Annotated in this window: 19 protein-coding genes; 12 read left to right on the top strand and 7 right to left on the bottom strand. The window is 70.2% G+C overall.

Annotated features, from left to right (window positions below; all coding sequences use genetic code 11):
• Positions 1–9 precede the first annotated feature (9 nt).
• Positions 10–240 carry a hypothetical protein gene (locus tag O0S08_RS47035; protein ID WP_269036092.1) on the top strand — a complete coding sequence of 77 codons (231 nt, stop codon included), beginning with the start codon at positions 10–12 and terminating at the stop codon, positions 238–240.
• Between the two features lie 792 nt (positions 241–1032).
• Here the strand turns inward: O0S08_RS47035 and O0S08_RS47030 are convergent.
• Positions 1033–1662, bottom strand: a complete 630-nt coding sequence (locus tag O0S08_RS47030; RefSeq protein ID WP_269036091.1) for a hypothetical protein — start codon at positions 1660–1662, stop codon at positions 1033–1035.
• A gap of 502 nt (positions 1663–2164) precedes the next feature.
• Between O0S08_RS47030 and O0S08_RS47025 the strand changes: the two genes are divergently transcribed.
• Positions 2165–2998 carry a hypothetical protein gene (locus O0S08_RS47025; RefSeq protein WP_269036090.1) on the top strand — a complete coding sequence of 278 codons (834 nt, stop codon included), beginning with the start codon at positions 2165–2167 and terminating at the stop codon, positions 2996–2998.
• Positions 2999–3056: 58 nt separating this feature from the next.
• Here the strand turns inward: O0S08_RS47025 and O0S08_RS47020 are convergent, their stop codons facing one another.
• Positions 3057–4088, bottom strand: a complete 1032-nt coding sequence (locus tag O0S08_RS47020) for an agmatine deiminase family protein (RefSeq protein ID WP_269036089.1) — start codon at positions 4086–4088, stop codon at positions 3057–3059.
• A 4-nt stretch (positions 4089–4092) separates the two neighbouring features.
• Positions 4093–5070, bottom strand: a complete 978-nt coding sequence (locus O0S08_RS47015) for a deoxyhypusine synthase family protein (RefSeq protein WP_269036088.1) — start codon at positions 5068–5070, stop codon at positions 4093–4095.
• Between the two features lie 117 nt (positions 5071–5187).
• Here O0S08_RS47015 and O0S08_RS47010 point away from each other — a divergent pair, with 117 nt between their 5' ends.
• From O0S08_RS47010 to O0S08_RS46990, 5 genes are all read left to right on the top strand, one after another.
• Positions 5188–6822 (top strand): glycerol-3-phosphate dehydrogenase/oxidase, encoded by a 1635-nt coding sequence (locus tag O0S08_RS47010; RefSeq protein WP_269036087.1) that lies wholly within the window; start codon positions 5188–5190, stop codon positions 6820–6822.
• Positions 6823–6882: 60 nt separating this feature from the next.
• Positions 6883–7830, top strand: coding sequence for a diacylglycerol/lipid kinase family protein (locus O0S08_RS47005; protein WP_269036086.1), 948 nt, complete (start codon positions 6883–6885; stop codon positions 7828–7830).
• 31 nt (positions 7831–7861) lie between these two features.
• Positions 7862–9538 (top strand): FAD-binding oxidoreductase, encoded by a 1677-nt coding sequence (locus O0S08_RS47000; RefSeq protein ID WP_269036085.1) that lies wholly within the window; start codon positions 7862–7864, stop codon positions 9536–9538.
• Positions 9535–10095 carry a hypothetical protein gene (locus tag O0S08_RS46995; RefSeq protein ID WP_269036084.1) on the top strand — a complete coding sequence of 187 codons (561 nt, stop codon included), beginning with the start codon at positions 9535–9537 and terminating at the stop codon, positions 10093–10095. Before O0S08_RS47000 ends, O0S08_RS46995 begins: the two co-directional genes overlap by 4 nt.
• 361 nt (positions 10096–10456) lie before the next feature.
• Positions 10457–11305 carry an HTTM domain-containing protein gene (locus O0S08_RS46990; protein WP_269036083.1) on the top strand — a complete coding sequence of 283 codons (849 nt, stop codon included), beginning with the start codon at positions 10457–10459 and terminating at the stop codon, positions 11303–11305.
• Positions 11306–11326: 21 nt separating this feature from the next.
• Here the strand turns inward: O0S08_RS46990 and O0S08_RS46985 are convergent, their stop codons facing one another.
• Entirely contained in the window at positions 11327–11650 is a 324-nt protein-coding gene (locus tag O0S08_RS46985; RefSeq protein WP_269036081.1) for an immunity 53 family protein, read from the bottom strand.
• Positions 11651–11684: 34 nt separating this feature from the next.
• Positions 11685–12590 (bottom strand): hypothetical protein, encoded by a 906-nt coding sequence (locus O0S08_RS46980; protein ID WP_269036080.1) that lies wholly within the window; start codon positions 12588–12590, stop codon positions 11685–11687.
• A 796-nt stretch (positions 12591–13386) separates the two neighbouring features.
• On the opposite strand from O0S08_RS46980, the gene O0S08_RS46975 reads away from it, so the two are divergent.
• From O0S08_RS46975 to tssD, 3 genes are all read left to right on the top strand, one after another.
• The gene (locus O0S08_RS46975) at positions 13387–14793 is read left to right on the top strand and encodes an NHL repeat-containing protein (protein WP_269036079.1); all 1407 of its coding nucleotides are present in this window, start codon (positions 13387–13389) and stop codon (positions 14791–14793) included.
• Positions 14794–15278: 485 nt separating this feature from the next.
• Positions 15279–15584, top strand: coding sequence for a hypothetical protein (locus tag O0S08_RS46970; RefSeq protein WP_269036078.1), 306 nt, complete (start codon positions 15279–15281; stop codon positions 15582–15584).
• A 287-nt stretch (positions 15585–15871) separates the two neighbouring features.
• Entirely contained in the window at positions 15872–16429 is a 558-nt protein-coding gene (gene tssD / locus O0S08_RS46965; RefSeq protein WP_269036077.1) for a type VI secretion system tube protein TssD, read from the top strand.
• Between the two features lie 36 nt (positions 16430–16465).
• On the opposite strand, the gene uvrA is transcribed toward tssD, so the two are convergent.
• Together uvrA and pdxA are read right to left on the bottom strand one after the other, a co-directional pair.
• Complete coding sequence (uvrA, locus tag O0S08_RS46960) at positions 16466–19375, bottom strand: excinuclease ABC subunit UvrA (RefSeq protein ID WP_269036076.1); 2910 nt, start codon at positions 19373–19375, stop codon at positions 16466–16468.
• Between the two features lie 437 nt (positions 19376–19812).
• Positions 19813–20721 (bottom strand): 4-hydroxythreonine-4-phosphate dehydrogenase PdxA, encoded by a 909-nt coding sequence (gene pdxA / locus O0S08_RS46955; protein WP_269036075.1) that lies wholly within the window; start codon positions 20719–20721, stop codon positions 19813–19815.
• A gap of 131 nt (positions 20722–20852) precedes the next feature.
• On the opposite strand from pdxA, the gene O0S08_RS46950 reads away from it, so the two are divergent.
• Entirely contained in the window at positions 20853–22160 is a 1308-nt protein-coding gene (locus O0S08_RS46950) for a DUF3108 domain-containing protein (RefSeq protein ID WP_269036074.1), read from the top strand.
• Positions 22161–22290: 130 nt separating this feature from the next.
• The gene (locus O0S08_RS46945; RefSeq protein WP_269036073.1) at positions 22291–23739 is read left to right on the top strand and encodes a serine/threonine protein kinase; all 1449 of its coding nucleotides are present in this window, start codon (positions 22291–22293) and stop codon (positions 23737–23739) included.
• The last annotated feature ends 27 nt before the right edge of the window (positions 23740–23766 follow it).

Below are 23766 nucleotides of genomic sequence, written 5' to 3'. Positions count from 1 at the left end.
CCGGGAACCATGGCCGGCGGCGCCGCCGCGGCAACCGTGAGAGCCAACAAGTCGAACAAGGCCGAGCTCACGACGCGGGCACGCGGCGACGAGGCCGCCGGCGCGGCGGGCTCCGCGGGGCGGGCGATGTGCCTCATTGAACATGGTCGTACGGACTCGACCGCGAAGACATCCATGCCCGGATTCGGCTGCCGGCACGAGCAGACGAAGGACGGTAGGATCGCCGTCCGCGCGCTGTAGCTGACGTTCACCGCCCGAGGCCCTGCTCCAGGGCTGGATACCGGCGTGGGCGATCAACTGCACTTCTGAGCCGCAGTCTGGATCTCGTCCCCGCAGACGGGCGCGCAGGGGAGGAGAGCCATGCCCCACCCAGCGCCCCAAACACAATTCTCACAATCGGAGGACACCGGACCTATGGCATCGTTTACACAATCCACGATCTTGGCCCTGCAAGTTACCGTTTCGGCTATGCAGGAAGGGTCATCATAAGTTGCGTCGCACATCTTGCCAGGATCGTCCGGGGTCGGACACGGGTACTCGATAAAATCGCTGCAATCTTCGTTCGGGTCGCAATCGTCATTTGCCCGGGCTTCGGAGAGACACAGCGAGGACACGGTGAACAGGATTTCCTTCAGCATCAGGTACTCTCGAATCATTCATACCGCGATCGGCGGCCCAGCAAAGCGAACTGAAGTACGATCGCGAGAGGCCGGATTACGTGGCGAACCGCCGGCCATACGAGCCGATGACCTCTCACCCGCTCGATCGCCGAGGTCGCAGCTCGCTGGGGATGCCACGAGCCGTCGCTCGAACCGCCCGTTGATGGAAGAGAGCGACGGACTCATCTTCGGACGCGCTCCACCTCGGGCTCCAGCTCGCCGACGCCGAGCCATGAGCGGCTTCTCGTCCGCGCGCGACGTGCTGCCGCCGATCGTGAAGGTCGCCGACGCGCTCGACACCGAGTCCTCGATCCGCGAGCAATTCATCGCCCAGGTCGACGCACTCGCGTAGACCGGCGGCGAGGGGACGCGCTCACGGCGAACGCAGAGGCAGCAGGTCCGCGAGCTCGAGCGCGAGCTCGCAGTAGGCGTCGATGTCTTCTGGCGTCTCCGGGTCGCGCGGCGGTCGCGGGACCCTCGCGGAGGTGACCGCCGCCGGGCTGCGCGGGAACAGCAGCTCCCAGGTTTCGGGATCTTCGCAGTCGAGGAAGGCGGCGCGGGCCTGAGCGGCCGCGGCGAGCGAGGCCATGACCTTGCGAACGCTGCCGGGCCCGGCGAACAGCCGGCTCATGCCGCTGCTCGCGGCGGTCAGGCTCAGGAGCAGGTACCGCTGGCCGGCGTAGACCGACATGTACACGAGGCCGATGCCGGCCTTGCCGTCTCGCATGTGGCGCGCGATCGGCTCGCTGTAGCCGTCGAAGTAGCGCCGGACCTCGGCGTCGACGGGGACCAGGATCACGAGGTCGTAATGGTTGGTGATGTCGAACGCGAACGGCAACCCGCGCACGCCGGCGTTCGCCCGCTGCGGCGTGTTCGGCGACCACGGCACGCAGGCGCGCAGGCGGCGGGCGTAGCCGTCCTCCACGCGATCGGCGAGCGCCCGCAGCAGGGCGTCGGCGCCGCTGCGCGGGGCGATGAACTCGAAGCCGTAACTAAGACCCATGGGATTGCCCCGAGAAGGTGGACACTCGGCGATGCCGCTCGAGTCTATACCTGTTCGGCGTAGAAGCTCTCTTTTGGGCGACCGACGCCGGCGATGATAGAACGAGTCACGGGCACAGGCGGACTTCGGCGCGCTCCTGAACGGCCATGCGTCTCCCTCTATTCCGGGGTGTGCTTTGGCGCCAGGACGCAAACACGAGCCGGATACGGCGATCCCGTACGTCAAGGCCTGTGCCGACCCCGGGGCGGCCTCGGGCTCTTACCGTGCTACTGTCGAATGGGCCGGGTTTATCGGCGAAGTCTCGCGATTTCAGGTGTTTGGGCGGGCGTTCTTTTCTGGAAGCAGAGAACGGCGGTCGAGCGGGGCGATGAGGCGCGTGCGGTGTGCGGGTTCCCGGTGGCGCGGCTCGGCGAGCGAACACAATCCTTGACATGTTGGCGCCTCTGCGATTTTCTAGTGATGGAGGATGGATGAAATGCGCTGGGTATTGAACACTGCTGCCATGACTCTCGCTGTGATGAATTTCGCCTGCGACGAGGGATTGTACGACGAGCGCACCGAGGTCAGCGCGGAGGTCGATTCAGAGGACGACCTCGCGCTCGCGGACGCCGATGAAATGCAGGAAGAGGCCGTGATCGCGGAGTTCCGCGCCGGGACGTCCACGGGTGTGCGATTTGTCGACGAGCGGGTGTCGTTCCCCGAGGGCGGCGTCGGGATGCTCGTCTACGGGACCCCGCAGCTATTGATCGAGTCGGAGCAACACGGCCTGACGCCGCTCGAGGTCTATATGGCCCTGTCCGGTGATAGCCACGAGAGCGCGCCCGAGCGGCTGCTCGAAGATCACCTCGAACGAGTGCGGCTGCAGGACCGCGCGACGGCGATCCCACGGCGCCTCGGCATGCAGGGGGGCGCGCTGGTGCCGGTCGCCTCCGACTTGAGCGCGGGGCCGGTGAAGCCCGTGCTCCTGCAGGAGACCGATACGTACGACTGCACCGCCGGAACCGCCTGGCTGCTGATCCCCTGGTACGACTGGATGTGGGACAAGGGTAGTCCGACCGACATCGACTTCCTCACCGAGACGACCGGCAATCAGGACGTGGTGACTGCCGGGTCTGCCGAGCGCTGGCTGGGCATCTGCGTCGAGACCGGGACCGTCAGTTGGTTGGTGCAGGTGCAGATCTCCGCCGGGCTCTGGGGCGACGTGGCTGGCACCTCGACCTCGGTCTCCGCCGACAACTGGGTCCACTACTACAGCACCTCGATCGGGGTCCAGGTCTATCGCGCGCACATCACCAACGCGGCAGGTGATCAGTACGCCTGGGTCAGGGCAGTCTGATAATCACCCGTGCTCGAGCCGCCGCCGCCGGAGCGGCGGCGACGTGCCACCATTGGCGTCAGAACGGCTGCTGCTGGCTGAGGCAGTGCAGCGAGCCGAGGCCCACGACCAAATACCGCGCGCCCACGGGCACGACCACGCGGTCGGGGAACAGCTGCTCGAAAATTTTGAGCGCCTGTTCGTCGGTGGGTTGGTCGAAGGTCGGGACCAGCACGGCGCGGTTGGCGAACAGGAAGTTCGCGTAGCTCGCGGGCACCTGGCGGATGCCGCCGGGCCAGTCGTCCTCCGGGGGGAAGTCCCAGAAGATCGGCGCGGGCACCGGGAGCTCGACCAGCTGCAGCTTCTGGCCGTTCTGGTCGCGCGCCTGCGTCAGCGCCTCCCAGTTGCGCTCGAGCACCTCGTGGTCCGGGTGGCCCTGGCGCGCACGCACTGCGGCGATCGTGTCGGCGTTGACGAACCGGGCCAGGTCGTCGATGTGGCCGTCGGTGTCGTCGCCGGCGATGCCTGCGGGCAGCCAGATCGCGTGGGTCGTGCCGAGCGCGGCGTGCAGCTCGCGCTCGATGTCGGCGCGCTCGAGGTCGGCGTTGCGGCCCGGGTGGAACAGGCACGACTCCGAGGTCATGACGGTGCCGACGCCGTTGACCTCGATGCTGCCGCCCTCGAGCACGAAGTCGTGGATCCACAGCGGCATGCTCAGCAGCAGCGCGACCTTCTGCGGCACGACGTCGTCGTTCGCACAATCGCCGTACTTGCCGCCCCAATTATTGAAGTGGAAGTCGTGGAGGGCCAGCGCGCCGTCGGACTTGCGCTTGACGAAGATCGGCCCGTAGTCGCGGATCCACGCGTCGTCGGTGGCGATCGAGATCGACTCGCCGAGCATGCGCACCGGCACGAAGCGGCGCACCGCGGCGGCGAAGTCGGCGTGCTGCGCCTGCGCCTCCGCCAGGCAGCCGGGCCAGGTCGTCGGGTTGTGCGGGCGCGCCAGCCAGATCGACGACAGCGGCTCCCACTCGGCCGGCATGCGGTAGCCGAGCTCGGCCGCCGACTGGGTCAGCTCGTTCAGGGGATGGTGGATGCGCGGGTGCTTCACGACATCACCATCCCAGCACGTAGGCGAACACGAGCGGCGCGACGATCGTCGCGTCGGACTCGATGATGAAGTTGGGGGTGTTCACGCCGAGCTTGCCCCACGTGATCTTCTCGTTGGGCACGGCGCCGGAGTACGAGCCGTAGCTGGTGGTGCTGTCGCTGATCTGGCAGAAGTAGCCCCACAGCGGCACGTCGGTGCGGCGCAGGTCCTGGTGCAGCATCGGCACCACGCAGATCGGGAAGTCGCCGGCGATGCCGCCGCCGATCTGGAAGAACCCGATCGAGCTCTTGTCGGAGGTGCCCGTGTACCACTTCGACAGCTCGACCATGTACTCGATGCCCGTGCGCACCGTGTGCACGTTCTTGACGTGGCCCTCGATCACGTGGCCGGCGTACATGTTGCCGAGCGTCGAGTCCTCCCACCCGGGCACGAACATCGGCAGGTCGCGCTCGGCCGCCGCCATCAGCCAGCTGTCCTTCGGGTCGATCTGGAAGCTGTCCTTCAGGACACCCGACCGCAAGATCTTGTACATGAACTGGTGCGGGAAGAAGCGCTCTCCGGCGCGGTCGGCGCGCTCCCACTCGGCCAGCACCGCGGTCTCGATCCGCCGCATCGCCTCCATCTCCGGGATGCAGGTGTCGGTCACCCGGTTCAGGTGGCGCTCCAGCAGCGCCTGCTCGTCCTGCGCCGTCAGCGAGCGGTAGTGCGGGACGCGCACGTAGTGGTCGTGGGCGACCAGGTTGAACACGTCCTCTTCCAGGTTGGCGCCGGTACAGCTGATCGCGCTGACCTTGCCCTGGCGGATCATCTCGGCCAGGCTGAGCCCGAGCTCCGCGGTGCTCATGGCGCCGGCGAGGGTCACCAGCATGCTGCCGCCGCGGTCCAGATGGGCCCGGTACGCCGTCGCGGCGTCGACGAGCGCCGCCGCGTTGAAGTGGCGGTAATGGCGGCGAATGAACTCGGAGATCGGTCGGTCCTGCATGCGGCGGGCAGAGAATACGCGATCGCTGGGCCCAGCGGCAGCGTGCGAACGGCGTCTCGCGGACAATGCGCACGAGGGCCTGGTCGCCGGGTCGGAAGGACAGTAGGTTTGCCCCGCATGCGGAGCCTCGCGCGCCTGGCCCAGCGGACCTACGACCTCGTGATCCTCGGCGGCGGGATCACCGGCGCCTGTGTGGCCCGCGACGCGGCGCTGCGCGGCCTGCGGGTCGCGCTGGTCGAGAAGCGCGACTTCTGCAGCGCCACCTCGGCCGCGTCCTCCAAGCTCATCCACGGCGGCCTGCGCTACCTCAAGAACTTCGAGTTCGGCCTGGTGCGCGAGTCGTTGCGCGAGCGCCGGCTGTGGGAGCTGCACGCGCCCCACCTGGTCTACCCGCTGCCGATGCTGCTGCCGATCTACGCCGGCGCGGCCAACTCGCTCGCCGAGATGCGGGTCGGCCTGACCCTCTACGACCTGCTGGCCTGGGACCGCAACCGCCTGCCCGACCCCGCCCAGCGCCTGCCCGCCCACCGCGGGCTGCGGCCGGCCGAGGTCCTGGCCACCGAGCCCAGCCTGCCCGCCGAGGGCCTGAAGGGCGGGGCGCTGCTCTACGACTGCCAGATGTTCTCGCCCGAGCGGCTCGAGCTCGAGGTCCTGCTCAGCGCCGCGGCGGCCGGCGCCGAGGTCGTGAACTACGCCGAGGCGGTCGGCTTCGTGCGCGAAGGCGCGCGGGTGGTCGGGGCCAAGGTCGAGGGCCGCCTGCCCGGCGACGGCTTCGTCGAGCTGCGCGCGCCGGTGGTCGTCAACGCCACCGGGCCGTGGGCCGACCTGATGCTCGAGACCCTGGGCCAGCAGCAGCACGCCCACCTGGTCCGCTCGAAGGGGATCCACATCATCACCCGCAAGCTGACCCGCGAGGTCGCATTGATGATGGCCGCCGGGACAGGTCACTTCTTCGTCCTGCCGTGGCGCGACCACGCGCTCATCGGCACCACCGACGAGGTCTACGCCGGCCACCCCGACGCCTTCCGCGTCACCGAGGCCGACATCACCGGCCTCGTCGCCACGGTCAACAAGTACTACCCGGCGGCCGAGCTGCGCCGCGAGGACGTGCTCCACAGCTACGGCGGCATGCGCCCGCTGGTCGACGACGACGGCCCGAAGTCGGGTTCGTATCAGAAGAGCCGCCGCGCCGAGGTCTGCGACCACGGCAAGACCGACGGCGTGCCCGGCCTGATCTCGGCGATCGGCGGCAAGTGGACCACCTCGCGCGCGCTCGCCGAGAAGGTCGTCGACCTGGCCCTGCGCCTGCTCGGCCGCCCGCGCACCCCCGGCAGCACCCACTGCACCCCGCTGCCCGGCGGCGCGATCGGCAACTTCCGCGCCCACGTGGAGGGCCTGCAGGCGCGCCACCCGACCCTGCCGCCGTCGCTGCTGCAGCACCTCGGGCGCAACTACGGGGCCCGCGCAGGCGAGGTGCTGGCGCTGATCCACGCCGACCCGACGCTGGGCGCGCCGCTGCGACCGGGATTGCCGGAGGTGGGGGCGGAGATCGTGCACGGGGCGCGGGCGGAGTGGGCGGTCGAGCTCGGTGACGCGGTGCTGCGCCGGACGGGCCTCGGGCAGCTCGGCGACCCCGGCCTGCGCGCGCTGGAATCCGCCGCGCGCCTGATGGGCGGCCCCCGCGGCTGGGACCGCGCCGAGCAGGTGCGCCAGGTCGACCGCGTGCTCGACCGCTACGCCTCGCCGGCATGACACGGCGGGCCGAGGCGACATAAGCTTGCTCCCGGGCCGGAGGCCGCGAAGGTTCCTCGTATGCGCGCGCGAGCGATCGTCAACCCGAACTCCTCCCGCGGCCGCCTCGCGCGCGCCTGGCCGGACGTCCACGCCAGGTTGCAGGCGGCGCTCGGCCCGGTCGAGGTCGCCTTCACCGACGCGCCGATGGCCGCGGCCCGGCTCACCCGCGAGGCCCTGCGCGACGGCGTCGAGCTGGTGATCGCCTGCGGCGGCGACGGCACCAACAACGAGGTCGTCAACGGCTTCTTCGAGCCGCCCCGCCCCGGCGCCCCCGACGTCCGCGTCGGCGAGGGCGCTGCCCTCTCGATCCTGATGCTCGGGACCGGCGGCGACTTCCGCAAGAGCTTCGGCGCCGCCGGCGACGTCGACGCCCAGGTGCGCCGGATCGCCGAGGGCAAGCCCAGGCCGCTCGACGTCGGCCGCCTCGACTACGTCGCCGACGACGGCTCGCCGGCCGCCCGCTACTTCATCAACATCGCCAGCTTCGGCGTGTCCGGCGTGGTCGACCGCGAGGTCAACAAAGCCCGCCTCACCAAGCTGTTCGGCGGCAAGTTCACCTACTTCGCGGCGACCGTGCGCGGCCTCTTGCGCTACCGCCCGACCGAGGTCGTGATGCGGGTCGACGACGGCCCCGAGCTGAAGCTGGTCGTCAACACCGCCGCGGTGTGCAACGGCCGCTACTTCGGCGGCGGGATGCACGTGGCGCCGATGGCCGACCCGAGCGACGGCCGGCTCGAGGTGATCGTGATGCACGACATGGGCCTCCTCGACTTCATCAAGGACCCGAACGCGATCTACCGCGGCGAGCACCTCAAGAACCCCAAGGTGCGCCACCTCTCGGGGGCGCGGGTCGAGGCGCGGGCGCCCGCGGGCGCCGAGGTGCTGCTCGACGTCGACGGCGAGGCCCCTGGCCGGCTGCCGGCGACCTTCACCGTGTTGCCCGGGGCGCTGACCCTGCGCTATTGAGTCGAAACCACATGTACGAAGGGACAGACCGATGATCGACCGCCGCGCGCTGCGCTGGAACGGCTGGGGCTTCGTCCACGCCGGCTTCGAACTGGGTGGCCGCGAGCCGGAGGTGTGGCGCTGGGTGGCCGAGCAGCTCGGCCGCAAGCAGCTGCCGCACCGCCCGGCCGCGCCGCTCGACCGCCTCGAGCTGGCCGCGCCGGCGCTGTCGGAGGACGACCTCGGGGCCCTGCGCGCGATCGTCGGCGCCGCCAACGTCAAGACCGACCGCTACGAGCGCGCCTTCCACTCGCGCGGCAAGAGCTACCTCGACCTCCTGGCCCTTCGGTCAGGTGACCTGCGGCACGCCCCTGACGCGGTGGTCTACCCCGGCAGCGGGGAAGAGGTGCAGGCAGTGGTGACGCACTGCGACCGCGAGGGCCTCGCCCTGGTCCCGTTCGGCGGCGGCTCGTCGGTGGTCGGCGGGGTGTCGGCGCTCCGCGGCGACGACCAGCGCGCGGTGGTCACCCTCGACACCACGCGGCTCGGCCGGGTGCTGGCGATCGACAGCGAGTCACTGACCGCGCGCGTGCAGGCCGGCATCTACGGCCCGGAGCTCGAGCGCACCCTGCAGCGCGAGGGCTTCACTCTCGGCCACTACCCGCAGTCGTTCGAGTTCTCGACCCTCGGCGGGTGGATCGCCGCGCGCGGGGCCGGGCAGCAGTCGTACCGCTACGGCAAGGCCGAGAAGTGGCTGGTCTCGGCCGAGCTGGCGACGCCGAAGGGGCCGTGGCGCACCGAGGCCTTCCCGGCCTCGGCGGCGGGGCCCAACCTCAACCAGTTCGTCGCCGGCAGCGAGGGCATCCTCGGCGTCATCACCGAGGCGACCGTGAAGATCCACCGCGTCCCGGCCGAGAAGGACTACCGCGGCTTCTTCTTCAAGGACTTCACGGCCGGCGCGAAGGCGGTGCGGACGATCCTGCAGGAGGAGCTGCCGGTGGCGATGCTCCGCCTGTCCGACGCGCCCGAGACCCACTTCCTGCAGAGCTTCTCGGCCGCCCAGCACCCGCCGGGGGCGATCGAGCGCGCGGCCATGCAGGCGCTGGCGTGGCGCGGCTACGGCGAGGGCCGCTGCCTGCTGATCGTCGGCCTCGAGGGCGACCGCGAGACGGTGCTCGAGTCGCAGGTCCGCACCCGCGCGGTCATCGAGCGCCTCGGCGGCGTCCACCTCGGCACCCGCGTCGGCGAGCGCTGGTACTCGAAGCGGTTCGCCATGCCGTACATGCGCGACCCCATGCTCGACCGCGGCGTCGCCGTCGAGACGCTCGAGACCTCGGTCCGCTGGTCGGACCTGCACCACCTCTACCGCGGCGTCCACCTGGCCATCCACGACGCCCTGCGCGACAACGCCGCCGACCCCGAGGCGCGCGCGATCGTCATGTGCCACCTGTCCCATGGTTACATCGACGGCGCGAGCCTCTACTTCACGATGATCTTCCCGCAGAAGCAGGGCGCCGAGGTCGAGCAGTGGCTGGCGATCAAGCGCGCCGCCTCCGACGCGATCGTCGCCGGCGGCGGCACCATCAGCCACCACCACGGGGTCGGCACCGACCACGCGCCGTGGCTGCTGCGCGAGAAGGGCGAGGTCGGGGTCGCGCTCCTGGCTGGCCTCAAGGACAGCCTCGACCCCAACCACACCTGCAACCCGGGCAAGGTGCTGCCCGGGTGAGCGCGCCCGCCCCCGCGCCCCCGCGCCCGCTGCGACGCGACATCGCCGCGGCGCTGCTGGTGCTCGTGGTCTGGGTGGTGCCGATCAGCCAGGGCGCGATCCAGGCGGCGCCGGCGACGTGGTGGCCCACGATCGTCCGCGACCTCGGATCGATCTCCTGCCTGTTCCGCCACCGGCCCGAGATCGTCTCCTATTATTTTATACAAGTACTGCGCGACGGCCGGCGCGAGTGGGAGCCGGTCGACGAGCGGGCGATGTTCCCGATGGAGCCGTTCGGCTACCGCAGCCGCTTCGACCGCTTCATGGAGCGCTTCGGCGCCAGGCAGGAGGCGTCGCGCCTCGACCTCGCCCGCTGGATCGCCGCCCGCGACCGTGAGCTCGATTCCGGCCGCAGCCCGGTGGTCGCGGTCCGCTTCCTCGCCGGCGCGCAGAAGATCGACCCGGCCCGGCCCCCCGCCGGCCACTGGCAGAAGCCGGCGCCGACGCCCCAGACGGTCCGCGTGCTGTCCACGCACGACCTGCGCGGCGGGGTGGCGCAAGGGACAGGTGCGAAGTGACGGCCGAGATGGACATGTCTGAAGAGACATGTCGTGGGGCGTCGGGGCGGCCTGTGCGAAGGGGCATGTCGCTCGTGAGCCGGCCGGCGGGGCGGGATGGGCGCATCGGCGGTCGGGCGCGCTGCGAGGCACGACCTGTGCGAAGGGAGATGTCGTTCGTGAGCCGGTCGGCGAGGCGGCGTGAACGCTCCGGCGGTCGGAGGCGGGGCGAGGCCCGACCTGTGCGAAGGGACATGTCGTCCGTGAGCCGGTCGGCGGGGCGGGGAGAAGGATCGGGCGGTGAGGCGCGGGGCGAGGCCCGCCCTGTGCGAACGGACCGGCTCATCGCGGCGTCGCGAATGCGGCCAGGAGGGCGGGTCGCGTGACGCCGCTGCAGCGGGCCGTCGCGTTCGTGTTCGGGCCGGTCGCCGCCGGGCGGCTGGTGGTGTTTCGCGCCCTGTTCGCGGCGACGCTGCTCTACTACGTCGCGTTCCGCTGGCGCTTCGCGGCCGAGTGGCTCACGCCGGTCGGCTACCACCCGAGCGGGGGCGCGAGCGGCGGGTACCAGCAGGCGGTGCCGCTGCTGTCGGAGGCGGCGCTGCCGTGGTTCGGCGCGGCCTACTTCGCCGCGATCGTCGCGCTGATCGTCGGCTTCAAGCCGCGCCTGGCGATCTGGCCGGTCCTGCTCGGCACGGCCTACGTCACCGGCGCCGACCGCCTGGCTGCCTTCACGATCAACAAGATCTTCCTCGGCGGCCTGCTCGTCCTCGCCCTCGCGCCGCCGATCGCCGCCGACAGCGAGGGCCGCGCGACGCTCCGCTCGGCCTGGCCGCTGCGGGTGCTGCAGTTCACCCTGATCGTGCAGCTGTTCGGCGCGGGTGTCTGCAAGGTCAGGTACGGCGATTGGCTGGGGCACAGCGACACGTTGTGGCATCAGGTCCAGCTCAACTTCATGACCGACACTGCGGCGTGGATGGTCCGCAACCTGTCGCTGCCGGTGTGGGCCGGGCTGCAGCACCTCGCCCTGGCGTTCGAGCTGGCGTCGCCGCTCCTGTTCACCGTCCGCCGCCTGCGCCCGCTCGGCTACGCGATGGGCTTCGGCATGTTCCTCACCATCGCCGTGACCATGCGCGAGCTGGTGTTCTTCGCCCTGCAGATGTGCGCGTTCTTCGTGCTGTTCGTCGACGAGGAGCGGCTGCACCGCCTCCGCCGGACGTTCAGCCGGAGCTGAGGCAGCGCCCTCGGGAGAGCGTCACGCGCCCGCGAAGCGCAGGAAGATCTCCAGGATCTCCAGCAAATTGGCGACTCCGCCGGTGGCCTGAAAGCTCCCGTCCTCGACCCGGCAGCGGACCCAGTCGCTGTCGCTGCGATCGATGATCACCGGCTGAAAACTCTCTGCAGGCAGGACGGCGCCGCCGAGCTCGATTCGCACCAGCCACCCGGGATTGTCGAGGGTGTCGATGCGAACCCCGTGGGCGTGCTCCCAGGAATCATTGCACATGCTCGCGTACCATGATTGCAGCCGGGTGAGCACAGGGTCGGCAGAGGGAGCGGGTGGGTGTGATGGATGGGTCATCGTGCTCTGTTCGTCCGGCGGCGCATTGGCCAGCTTACTCCAACGTCGCGCACTTCACCGCGTCGATGCGCCGGAGCAGCTCCGGGACGTCGAGCCGGACGAACGCGTCGCCGTCGATCGCCTCGAGCGGCGTGAACGGGCGGGGACGGGCGCGCAGCCAGGTGGCGAGCTCGTCGGCGATCGCTTCGGGGACGGGGTCGCCGGCGCGGGCGCGGATCAGCCACAGGCCGCGCTGTAGGGCCGGAGACAGCTCGAGCGCCCGCGCGTTCACGTGGGCGCGGTCGTCGAGGTACGCGCTCCACAGCAACCTCTCGGTGGCCGCGTCGCAGCCGGGCAGGGCCTCGGCGAATTCATCGTAGCCGCGACCGCGGTACAGTTCGGCGAGGGAGGCGATCCGGCTCGCCAGGTCCATCACTGTGATCGCGTCGCCCTCGAGCGCGGCGTCGGCGAGCAGCATCCACAGCTCGACGTCTCGGTGCGGCTGCACGCGGCCGGCCCGCACCAGCGACCACATCAGAAGATCCCAGTCGTCGCCCGCCGCCCACTGCAGCTTGTCCAGCATGGCGAACTTGCGCCGGTGGGCCCGCAGGTTGCGTGCGACTTCGCTGGCGACCTCGGGCTCGATGCCGGGGAGGACCTTGAATCGACGGTCGGCGGCGACCGGGAACTCGGCGTCGTCGGCCAGCAGCCGGGCGCCCTTGGCTCGCAGGACCGCGACCTGACGGTCGAGGTGTGCGGCTGCTGTCGCCGGCACGAGCGTGGTTTGGGTGCGAATCGCGAACTTGCGCTCGGGCCGGCCGACGGTCGTCGTTACCGTTCCGCCGCGGAGGCGCAGCTCGTAGGTCCGCAGGGCGCCCGAGCGCTCCGCATGCAGCAATCGCCGGACCACGTCGCCCTCGGCGGGCGGCTGGCCGATCCGCGGATGATCGGGGAGGGACATCGAACGATCACCAAATTTGACCCAGCTTGCGCCAAACGTCAAGCCGGCCGCGGCAATGGTGCGAGTCGCTCCCGCGGGAGGCCGGCCAATGAGTTGGCTGGCCTTCAGGACAGATTTTTGAGAGTCACAACGCGGGCCCCGAGAACTCCGGACACCGTGCGCCGAGCGCCCGTGCCTCAGCGGATGTTGCCGATGGCGTTCTTGGCCGTGTCGTGGCCGGCGCGGACGGCGGTCTTGATCTTCAAGGGAGTGACTGGTTTCTTGGTCTTCATCTCGAGCCTCCTGTGGCAGGAGACGGTAGCACGCCCGCGCGAGCGCATGAGCGCGGGAGGCGGCGCGGTATTGGGCGGCGCGAGGAGACGCCGCGTCCGAGTGCGGGGGGAGGTGTCCCCGGTCGACGCCTCGCCGAGCGAGATCGCCATCGTCCTTCAGGAAGTCGACCTGTTCGACCTCGCCACCGAGGAACCGGCTCGCGTGTCCCGACGGCCATCGGAGCATGACGAGAGTCACCTCGATGAATGACCTATAAAAAACATGTCCTATCGGGCAGGTTGTTCAGAGCCCGGGAAAATCGGGTGGTTCGACGGGTGACGGCGTCAGGGCGTCGATCGGTCGCGCCACGGGATGCAGCCCCTCGAACAATGGCGACAGTCGATGAAATCCAATCAATAGAGTGTCTGTCTTTTCGGTCAGATTGCTCCCGATCCGCGACCCGAGGCCTGGGAACCAATGGCCTGCGAACGAGGACATTTTTGAGGACTTGCCCCCGATCATGGCGAGAGAATACCCTTGTTTCATGGTCCGCTGCACCGATCCGTCCGTGGTCTTCGCCTCCACCCTGGCGCTCGCGCTCGTCGGCTGCGGCGACGACAAAGCGGCCACCACGGCCGGGGACACGAGCACCACCACGATCACGACCACTGCGCCGGTGACGACGACGGACACGCCGACGACGGGCAGCGGCGGGCAGACGACGACCACCACCAGCACCGGCGGCGCGACCGACTCCGACAGCGGCAGCACGACGGCGGAGCCGACCGCCAGCACTTCGACCACCAACGGCCTCAAGCTCGACGTCGCGGCGCCGGACCAGGGGGGCTCGTGCGCGACCAAGTGCGGCAACACCGACTGGAGCTACGTGTGGATCGCCAACAGCGGCGAGCACACGATCAGCAAGATCGACACGCGGACCATGGAGGAGGAGGGGCGCTACATCACCCGCGCCGACCAGGCCGGCAACCCGTCGCGGACCTCGGTCAGCATCGACGGCAAGGCCGTCGCAGTCGCCAACCGGGCCGGCGGGATCACCAAGATCTGGGCGCGCGAGGAGTACTGCAGCGACAAGAACGGCAACGGCGTCATCGAGACGTCGCAGGGCAAGGACAACGTGCTGCCGTTCGATCAGGAGGAGTGCATCGCGTGGTTCACGGCCTTCCCCGACGCCACCACGCAGCGGCCGATCGCCTGGACCTCGGGCACCTACAACCCGGCCACCTGCGAGCACGAGAACCAGAAGATCTGGGTCGCCGCCGCCAACGGCACCAAGGGCGCGGTGTGGCCGTGCGACGGCTCCCCGGGCATCTTCGTCTACCGCCTGAACGGCGACACCGGCGAGGTCGAGGACACGATCCACATGCCGGAGATCACCTGCGGCGGGACGTTCGGACCGTACGGCGGGGCGGTCGACAGCGACAACAATTTTTGGATGTACATCTGGTCGGCGGGCACGATCGTGCACGTCGACTACGAGACGCTCGAGTACTACACCATCAACGGCGGCTCGTACGGGATCACGGTCGACGCCAAGGGCCGGGTGTGGATCGACAGCGGCCAGCGCTACGACCCGGCGACGATGCAGTGGGCCTCGCAGATCGGCAATCAGCCGGGCAACGGCGGCAGCGGCGTCGCGGTCGACCTCAAGGGCCGCGTGTGGAAGGCGACCGCCGGCGGGGTCGGGTGGGTCGACTCCGAGACGATGATGGTCGGCGACACGGTGCTGCTGCCCAATCCCGGGCTCGCGCGCGGGGTGGGGATCGACGTCGACGGCTACATCTGGGCGGTGATCCTCGGCGGCACCCAGGCCTTCCGCATCCACCCCGATACCTACGAGATCGCCACCTACGACGGGCTCAACGCGCCCTATACGTACAGCGACATGGCGGGCGGGCAGATCAACAACGTGACCTGCAATCCGCAGGGCTGAGCTTCGCGCGCGGCCGGCCCGACGCGCCTGCCGGCGGAAGCGCAGGAGCGGGCGACGCGGAGGCCGAGCGGCCCGCGAACGGTCGACGCCTCGCGGACAATGCGAGGAGCAAGGACTCCGGCGCGGGAGCTGTTCTCGCGCCTGGTAGCCCGCGGCCTGGGCGCTGCGGCCCGCCCCTCCATGTGGCCACGGGGGTGCCGCCAATTGCGAGCGCCGTCTCGGCGGGGCACGGGGCGACTGACCGTCGGACATTCCAATCGCAAGACGATCGGTCGGCGCGAATGCGTGGAGCGCCGCACAGTCACCTGGACCGGCGGACATGGTCGTGCCTGTGGTGTCGCTTCATGCAGCTCCAGCGGCGACGGCGATCCGACGGGACCGCACAATCCCCGCGAAATCGGGGAAACTCTTGCTCGACAGGCTCGGGCCTCGGAACCATGTTTTCGACGCCATCTCGCCCTGTGCGCGGGATGGAGGAGACAACGATGCTGTTCAACGACAGGAGCCTCGTCATGCTGCCGAATTCGCTCTTTGTGGTGTTCGTCGCGCTCGCCGGCCCGGAACTCGCGGGTCAGCGCCAGCCCATCGACTTCGGCCTCGCCCCCGAACCGGGCGTCCTGGATCAGGGGTCCGACGAGTTGGCGCCCTCCGAGGACGCCGACCTGAAGGGGTTCGATTCGTCCGACGGCGACGACCTCGTTCAGCGCGACAACCCGCACCATCCCGCGCCGAGCTCGAACCCCTGCAAGAAGAAGGAGAACGAGCCGAAGGGCTGCCCGGGGGACAAGTAGGCGTCGACCCCGGTCGGCGCGTGGACGTCGTCCATCGCGCCCGCCGGCCCTCGCGGTTCGTGCTGTTCTTAGAGACATGTCTGAAAAACAAGGCGGGTCGCCCGTCGGGAGCGAGATGTCGCGGTGGTCACTCGCAACCCCAGGGCTGTGGCGAGCGCACCGCCGCGGCATCGCGCGCAGGCTGGTGGAGCGCGCCGGCGCCCCCGTCCTGGCGGGAACGGAGAGCCGGCGTTTTATTGATAAAGTGCCGCGCGCGCGAGTTTCGTCCGCGCAGGAGCACGATGTCGATGTCGAGCAAGCAGTGGTTGCGGTCGCTGGCGCTGGTGGCGTGTGTCTCGGGGGTCGCGCTGGCCCCGTTCGCGGAGGCGGAGGCGGCGCTCAACGCTTATCTCCGGATCAAGGGGCAGAAGGTCGGGGACATCAAGGGCAGCGTGACCAGGAAGGGCCGCGAGAACTCGATCGCGCTCGTCTCGCTGAACCACGAGATCGTCTCGCCGCGCGACGCGGCCTCGGGCCTGCCGACCGGCAAGCGGCAGCACAAGCCGCTCGTGCTCACCATGGAGCTCGGCAAGGCGACCCCGGCGCTGCACCAGGCGTTCCTCGACAACGAGGTGCTGACCTCCGTCGAGCTCAACGTGTTCTCGGCGGACGCCAAGGGGACGGAGACGGTGACGTACACGGTCAAGCTGACGAACGCCAGCATCGCCGCGATCCGGCTGCTGCCGGGCCCCGGCGACCAGGTGGTGCAGGAGGTCAGCCTGACCTACCAGAAGATCGAGTGGATCTGGCGCGACGGCAACATCACGGCGATGGACGACTGGGAGAAGCACAACACCAAGAAGTGAGGCGCTCCTCGTGGCATGTCCTTCAGGACATGCCCTTCAGGCCATGCCGAGGACGCGCGCCAGGTAGTGGCCGGTGGCGCTGTCCTTGACCCTGGCGACCTGCTGCGGCGAGCCGGCGGCCAGCAGCTTGCCGCCGCGCTCGCCGCCCTCGGGGCCGATGTCGACGACCCAGTCGGCGCACTTGATGACGTCGAGGTTGTGCTCGATGACGACGACGGTGTTGCCCTCGTCGACCAGGCGGTCGAGGACCCTGAGCAGCTGCTTGATGTCGCCGAAGTGCAGGCCGGTGGTCGGCTCGTCGAGGATGAAGAGGGTCTTGCCGGTGCTCTTGCGCGCCAGCTCCTTGGCCAGCTTGATGCGCTGGGCCTCGCCGCCGGACAGGGTGAGCGCGGACTGGCCGAGGGTGACATAGCCGAGGCCGACGTCGCGCAGGGTCTCGAGGCCGCGGCGCAGGTTGGGGTAGTTGGCGAAGAACTCGCAGGCGTCGGCGACCGACATCTCGAGCACGTCGGCGATGCTCTTGCCGCGGTAGGTGATCGCCAGGGTCTCGCGGTTGTAGCGGCGCCCGTCGCAGCTGCGGCAGGTGACGTACACGTCGGGCAGGAAGTGCATCTCGATGCGGCGCACGCCGTCGCCCTGGCACGACTCGCAGCGGCCGCCCTTGACGTTGAACGAGAAGCGCGACGGCGTGTAGCCGCGGATCTTCGACTCGCTGAGGTTGGAGTACAGGGTGCGCAGCTCGGAGAACAGGCCGGTGTAGGTGGCGGGGTTCGAGCGCGGCGAGCGGCCGATCGGCGACTGGTCGACGTGGATGACCTTGTCGAGGTGCTCGAGGCCGGTGATCGAGTGGTGCGCGAGGCCGAAGCTCGAGGCGCCGTTGAGCCGCCGCGCCGCCTCGGGCAGCAGCGTGTCGATCACCAGGCTCGACTTGCCGGAGCCGCTGACGCCGGTGACGCAGGTCAGCGCGCCGAGCGGGATCTTGACGGTGATGTCCTTGAGGTTGTGGCCGGTCGCGCGCGAGATGCAGAGCGCCGGGCCGACGCTGCTGCGCCGCTTCTCCGGCACCGGGATCGTCATGCGCCCGGTCAGGAACGCGGCGGTCAGCGAGCGCTTGTTCTGCAGCACCTCCTGCAGCGGGCCGGCGGCGACCACCCGCCCGCCCTGGGTGCCGGCGCCGGGGCCCATGTCGACCAGGAAGTCGGCGGCGCGGATGGTGTCCTCGTCGTGCTCGACGACGATGACGCTGTTGCCGAGGTCGCGCAGGCGCACGAGCGAGGCGATCAGGCGGTCGTTGTCGCGCTGGTGGAGGCCGATGCTCGGCTCGTCGAGGATGTAGGTGACGCCGACCAGCGCCGCGCCGATCTGCGTGGCCAGGCGGATCCGCTGGGCCTCGCCGCCCGACAGCGTCATCGTCGTGCGGTCGAGGGTGAGGTAGCCGAGGCCGACCTCGAGCATGAAGCGCAGCCGCTGCTTGGCCTGGCCCAGGATCGCCTCGGCCACCTCGCCCGTCTCGGGCCCGAGGTCGAGCGCGTCGAGGAACGGCACCAGCTGCTCGATCGGCAAGGTCGCCAGCTCGGCGATGTTGCGCCCGCCGATCTTGACCATGCGCGCCTCCTGGCGCAGCCGCTGCCCCTGGCACACGGGACATGTCACTTCGGCCATGAGCTCGGCGATCTCGTCGAGCGTGCCGCCGCCGTCCTCGGGGTCGACCTCGTCGACGCGGTCCTCGGCCTCGCGGAGGCGCCGCTGCAGGCCGGGGACCACGCCCTCGAACGGGGCGGCCTTCTTGCCGGCGAGGCCGGGGATGGCCTCGCCGCCGGTGCCCTGCAGGACGGCGATCTTCACCTCCTCGGGCAGATCGAGCCACGGGGCGAACAGGTCGAAGCCGTAGTGCTCGGAGAGCGCCTGCAGCTGGGCGCTGGCGGTCTTGCCGGCGCGGCGCGTCCACGCCGACAGCGCGCCCTCCTTGATGCTGAGGTGCTCGTTGGGGACGATCCGCCGCGGGTCGAAGATCCGCTTGCCGCCGAGGCCGTCGCACTCGGGGCAGGCGCCCTCGGGGCTGTTGAACGAGAACAGGCCCGGCGTGAGCTCGGGGTAGGCGAGGCCGTGGTCGAGGTCGGCGAAGCGCTCGGAGAACTGCAGCTCCTCGCCGTCGAGGGTGACGACCTTGAGCTGGCCGCTCGACAGCCGCAGCGCCGTCTCGACCGAGTCGGCGAGGCGGCCGCGGACGTTGTCCTTGAGCACGAGGCGGTCGACGTAGACCTCGATGGTGTGGCGGACCTTGGGGTCGAGCTTGACCTCCTCGCTGCTGAGGTCGCGCACCGTGTCGTCGACGGCCAGGCGCGCGAAGCCCTGGCGGCGCAGGTCCTCGAGCAGCTCGTGGTGGTCGCCGGCGGCGTCGCGCACGACCGGCGCGAGCACGCTGAAGCGGGTGCCCGCGGGCAGGGCGAGGACCGCCGTCAGCATGTCCTCCACGCTGTGGCGCTTCATCGGCTTGCCGGTGCGGTAGCTGAAGACCTCGCCGCAGCGGGCGAACAACAGGCGCAGGAAGTCGTAGACCTCGGTCGAGGTGCCGACGGTCGAGCGCGGGTTCTTGCCCGGCGACGACTGCTCGATGGCGATCGACGGCGACAGGCCCTCGATGAGGTCGACGTCGGGCTTGGGCAGCTGGGCGAGGAACTGGCGCGCGCTGGCCGAGAGGCTCTCGACGTAGCGGCGCTGGCCCTCGGCGAAGATGGTGTGGAAGGCCAGGCTCGACTTGCCGGAGCCCGACGGGCCGGTGAGGACCACCAGCTTGCCGCGCGGCAGGTCGAGGTCGACGCCCTGCAGGTTGTGCGTGCGGGCGCCGCGGATCTTGATGCTGTTCGGAGGGACAGGTATGGCCGGGGTCGCGACGAGGGCCGGAGGAGGTGCGGCCTCGGAGGTCGTCGTGATCGGTGGAACCACGGCCTCGGAGGCATCGGCCGTCGCGGTCGAAGCAGTGGTTTTGGCGGCCTTCGCGGCCGGAGCAGCGATGGCCGTCGCGTCCGCGGGCGCAGCAGCTCTGGACGCGGACCTGGAGGTCTTCGCTATCGGAGGAGGAACGACCTCGGAGGTCGTCGCGTCCGCGGGCGCAGCAGCTCTGGACGCGGCCCTGGAGGTCTTCGCTATCGGAGGAGGAACGACCTCGGAGGTCGTCGCGTCCGCGGTCGAAGCAGCTCTGGACGCGGTCGAAGCCGCGGCCCTGGAGGCCTTCGCCGGAGGAGCGGCGTCGGAGGCCGTCGCGTCCGCCGGAGCAGCCCTGGACGCCGCGGCCCTGGATGCCTTGGGAGCCGCCGGGGCGGCCGCAGGCGCGGCCTGGGCCGGCGTGGCGCCGGCGGACTTGCGGGTCTTGGATGCCTGGCTCATGGTACATGTCCCCGAGCGAGGGCGACGGCCGCCAGCATGCTGCTGGGATCGGCGACCCCGCGGCCCGCGATGTCACGCGCGGTGCCGTGGTCGGGCGAGGTGCGGGTGAACGGGAGCCCGAGGGTCATGTTGACGCCGTCGCGCATGTGCAGCAGCTTGAAGGGCCCCAGGCCCTGGTCGTGGTACATGGCGAGCAGGCCGTCGAGGCCGCCCTCGAGGTGGGTGACGAACGCGGAGTCGGCCGCGAGCGGGCCGACGAAGTTGCACTGCAACGCCTCGGCGGCGGCCCACGCCGTCAGCTCGGCGATCGCGGGGCCGATGACGCGCTGCTCCTCGTCGCCGAGCAGGCCGCGCTCGCCGGCGTGCGGGTTGAGGCCGAGCACGCCGATCCGCGGCGCCGGGAGGCCGAGGTGATGCAGCAGCGTGTGCGCCAGCAGCTTGCCGCAGCGGACGATCGCGGCCGGCGTGAGCAGCTCGGGCACGGCCCGCAGCGGCACGTGGATCGTGACCGGCACGACGCGCAACTTCGGGCCGATCATCAGCATGGCGAACTCGTCGACGCCGGCGCGGTGGGCCAGGTACTCGGTGTGGCCGGGGAAGGCGAAGCCCTCGGCCTTGCAGGCCGCCTTGTCGATCGGCGCGGTCACCAGCGCGGCGCCGGGCTGCGCGAGCACGAGGTCGACGCCGCGGACCAGCGCCGCGACCTGGCCGCCGCGCACGTCGTCGACCAGCGGCGCGACCGCCTCGTGGCCACGGGCGGCCCACGGGGTGCCGAGGGCGCGCGCGAGCCCGGCGAGGCGCTCCCCGTCGGCGACGACGCGATCTCCTGTGCGGAGCGCGCCGGCGTCACCCAGCCGGAGCAAGAGCTCGGGACCGATCCCCTCGGGGTCGCCTTGCGTCACCACGAGATGCGGCAGAGCTGGCAGTACGGTACTCAAGCGCTCCTTGAAGTTGGCGGAAAAGGGCCGGCACTCTACCATCTTTGCCTCGCGTCATGACGAAGCGCCCTCCCTCCTCGCGGCCTACACGCGCGACCTTGAGCGCGGCCCTCGCGGCCCTCGCTACATCGGTGCTGTGCGTCACCGCGGCGGTGACGACCTGGAGCATGGCGCGTGAGGCCGACGCACGAACGTCTGTCCGCGACGAAGCTCCGGCGAACGACACGCCGACGACGACGGCACCGACGACGAGCACGAGCCCAGCGACGGCGACGCCCGCAACTCCGGACAAGTCGGACAAGGCGATTCGCATCACCCCGTCGAAGCAGCCGCGGGTCGAGCCGCCGCCGGAGCCGCCGCCGCGGCCCGAGGGTCGACTGGCGGCGCCGGAGATCGACCTCGGCTTCTTTGCCACAGACGGTTCACGTCTGCCGCGGGTCGAGCCGCCGAACGCGCTGGTGCAGGGGCGCGACGAGCCGGGGCTGTCGCCGCTGGTCGGTCGCAGCGGCGAGCTGGCGAGGCCGCCGCTGGTCGACCGCTCGCGGCGCCTGCGACCGTCGCCGCGGCCGCCGGACTTCGGCTTCACGCTGCAGCCGGGCGAGCGCTTCAAGTACGACATCATCTTTGGCGGCAACCCGACCGGCATCGCCGAGGCCGGGGTGGTGGCGCGCGAGGCGGGGCCGAACGGCTCGCCCGACCGCCTGCGCCTCGAGGGCTCGGCGCGCACCAGCGGCGTCGTCGCCCTGCTCACGACCCTCGTCTACGACATGGCGGCCTACGTCGACGCGACCACCGGCGCGCCGCTCGAGACCGGCTCGATCACCCGCCGCGAGGGCCTGCCCGGCTCGTACAAGCGGCGCGAGACGAACACCACGTTCTTCGGCCGCGGCTTCGTCGAGATCCAGGACAAGCGCGACGAGCGGTCGTCGACGCAGCGGCGCCGCCTGCCGATCGACACCTTCGACCCGCTGTCGATCATGGCGTGGGTCCGCTCGCTCGACCTCAAGCCCGGCGAGAAGGTCAAGGCGTACGGCCTCGACGGCACGGTGCTGCTGCGGGTCGACATCACCGGCAAGGGGCCGGTGAGGTTCGAGGGGATGCCGCCGATCGGCACGGCCCTGGGGATCGCTCCCGACCAGGTGCAACAATTCGAGGGAGTGATCACCCGCGTCGACCGCTACGGTGCTGCAATCCCCGGAAAAAAGTCGTATAAAATGCGGGTCTGGGTGAGCACCGACGGGCGGCGGATCCCGCTGGCCGTGGAGAGCGACATCTGGTTCGGTGTAGTCCGCCTGGTGCTCACGCAGTACGATCCACCGCGTCCGCAGACAAGTTCGACAACGCCCGCCGGCCCGCCTGCCCGGCCCCCGGCGGCGGCTCCGGCCGCCGGGCCCGTGTCCGGATGATGCGCGCCCTGGAGCCGAAACCTTTGTTACACTGCCTCGCGTTTTCGCGGTTTGCCACCGCGATTTGCACGCCCCGCGAGATTGAATATTTCCCCGCCCACCTGGCCCGCGCCGAAGACCCCGTCTCGTCATGACCTCGCAACGCTACCGACCCCTCTTCAAGCTCGACGCCGGCGGCATGGCCGAGGTGTACGTCGCCGAGGCCGAGTCGATGGCGGGCTTCAAGAAGAAGGTCGCCATCAAGCGCATCCTTCCCGGCCTCATCAAGGATCAGCGGTTCGTCCGCATGTTCCTCGACGAGGCGCGGCTGAGCCTGCGACTGGCCCACGCGAACATCGTCTCCGTCTTCGACATCGGTGAGAGCGACAGCACCTACTTCATCGTCATGGACTTCGTCCATGGCATCAACATGAAGACGCTGCTCGAGCACCAGGTGAAGCGCGGCGGGCCGATGCCGGTGGCGCTGACCGTCTTCATCCTCAACGAGGTGCTGAAGGGCCTGTCGTACGCCCACCGCCTCACCGACAGCGAGACCGGGCGGCCGCTCGGCATCATCCACCGCGACATCTCGCCGCCGAACATCCTCATCTCGTGGAACGGCGAGATCAAGCTGACCGACTTCGGCCTGGCCAAGGCGACCACGCAGCTCGAGTCGACCGACCCGGGCGTGGTCAAGGGCAAGTACAGCTACCTGTCCCCGGAGGCAGCTCGCGCCGAGGAGATCGACGCGCGCGCCGACCTCTACGCGGCCGGCATCCTCGGCTTCGAGATGCTGACCGGCCGGCGGCTGTTCCGCGGCAAGAACGACTACGAGACGATCGCCCTCGTCCGCGCGGGCGAGGTCCCGAGCATCCGCCAGTACAACCCGAACGTGCCCGAGGACCTCGAGCACGTGCTGTTCAAGGCGCTGCACAAGGACATCTCGCAGCGCTACCAGAACGCCGACGACTTCGCCGAGGCGCTGCTCGGGTTCCTGTTCACGCACCGGCTCAAGGTCTCGGCGCGCGACCTGATCGACTTCTGTCGCCCGGTCCGCGAGGAGCAGGAGGCCGAGCGCCGCCAGGCCGAGACGAAGGCGCAGCAGGAGCGCTCGCCGGGCGGCAACAACCTCATCATCAACCTCATCAACGAGGAGATGCTGCACTTCCGCTCGCTCGGCCAGGAGGAGAAGAAAGAGGCCTCCGCGGGCGCGCAGCCGGTGGTGGCGATCGGCGAGCCGAAGGCGATCGACCCGAGCCAGCCGCTCGACGTCGACGTGTTCACGCCGGCGCCCGGCGGGGTCACGCCGAACCGCCTGGCGCTGTCGCCGACCCCGACCGAGCCGCTGCCCGACAAGAACGAGCCGCCGCTGGTCGACCAACTCGGGCTCAGCAAGGACGACCGGCCGAAGACGTCGCCGAGCGCCGCCAACAAGCTGCCCAAGCGCCCGCCGCCCGGCAACCGCACCATCCCGCCCGACCCGCGCACGGCCCGGCCCCCCGAGCCCACCAACAAGGGCGAGGGCGGCTCCGCGTGGATCATCGTCCTCGTCCTGCTGCTCGTCGGCGGCGGCGTGGTCGCCTTCCTGGTCTTCGCCTGACCTTTCGGCCAGGCTCGCACTGCGGCC

Origin of the sequence: Nannocystis punicea (assembly GCF_026965555.1) — a bacterium.
GTDB lineage: Bacteria > Myxococcota_A > Polyangia > Nannocystales > Nannocystaceae > Nannocystis > Nannocystis punicea.
Note: the sequence above shows the minus strand (reverse complement) of the source record. Positions and strands in the feature narration are given on the sequence as shown.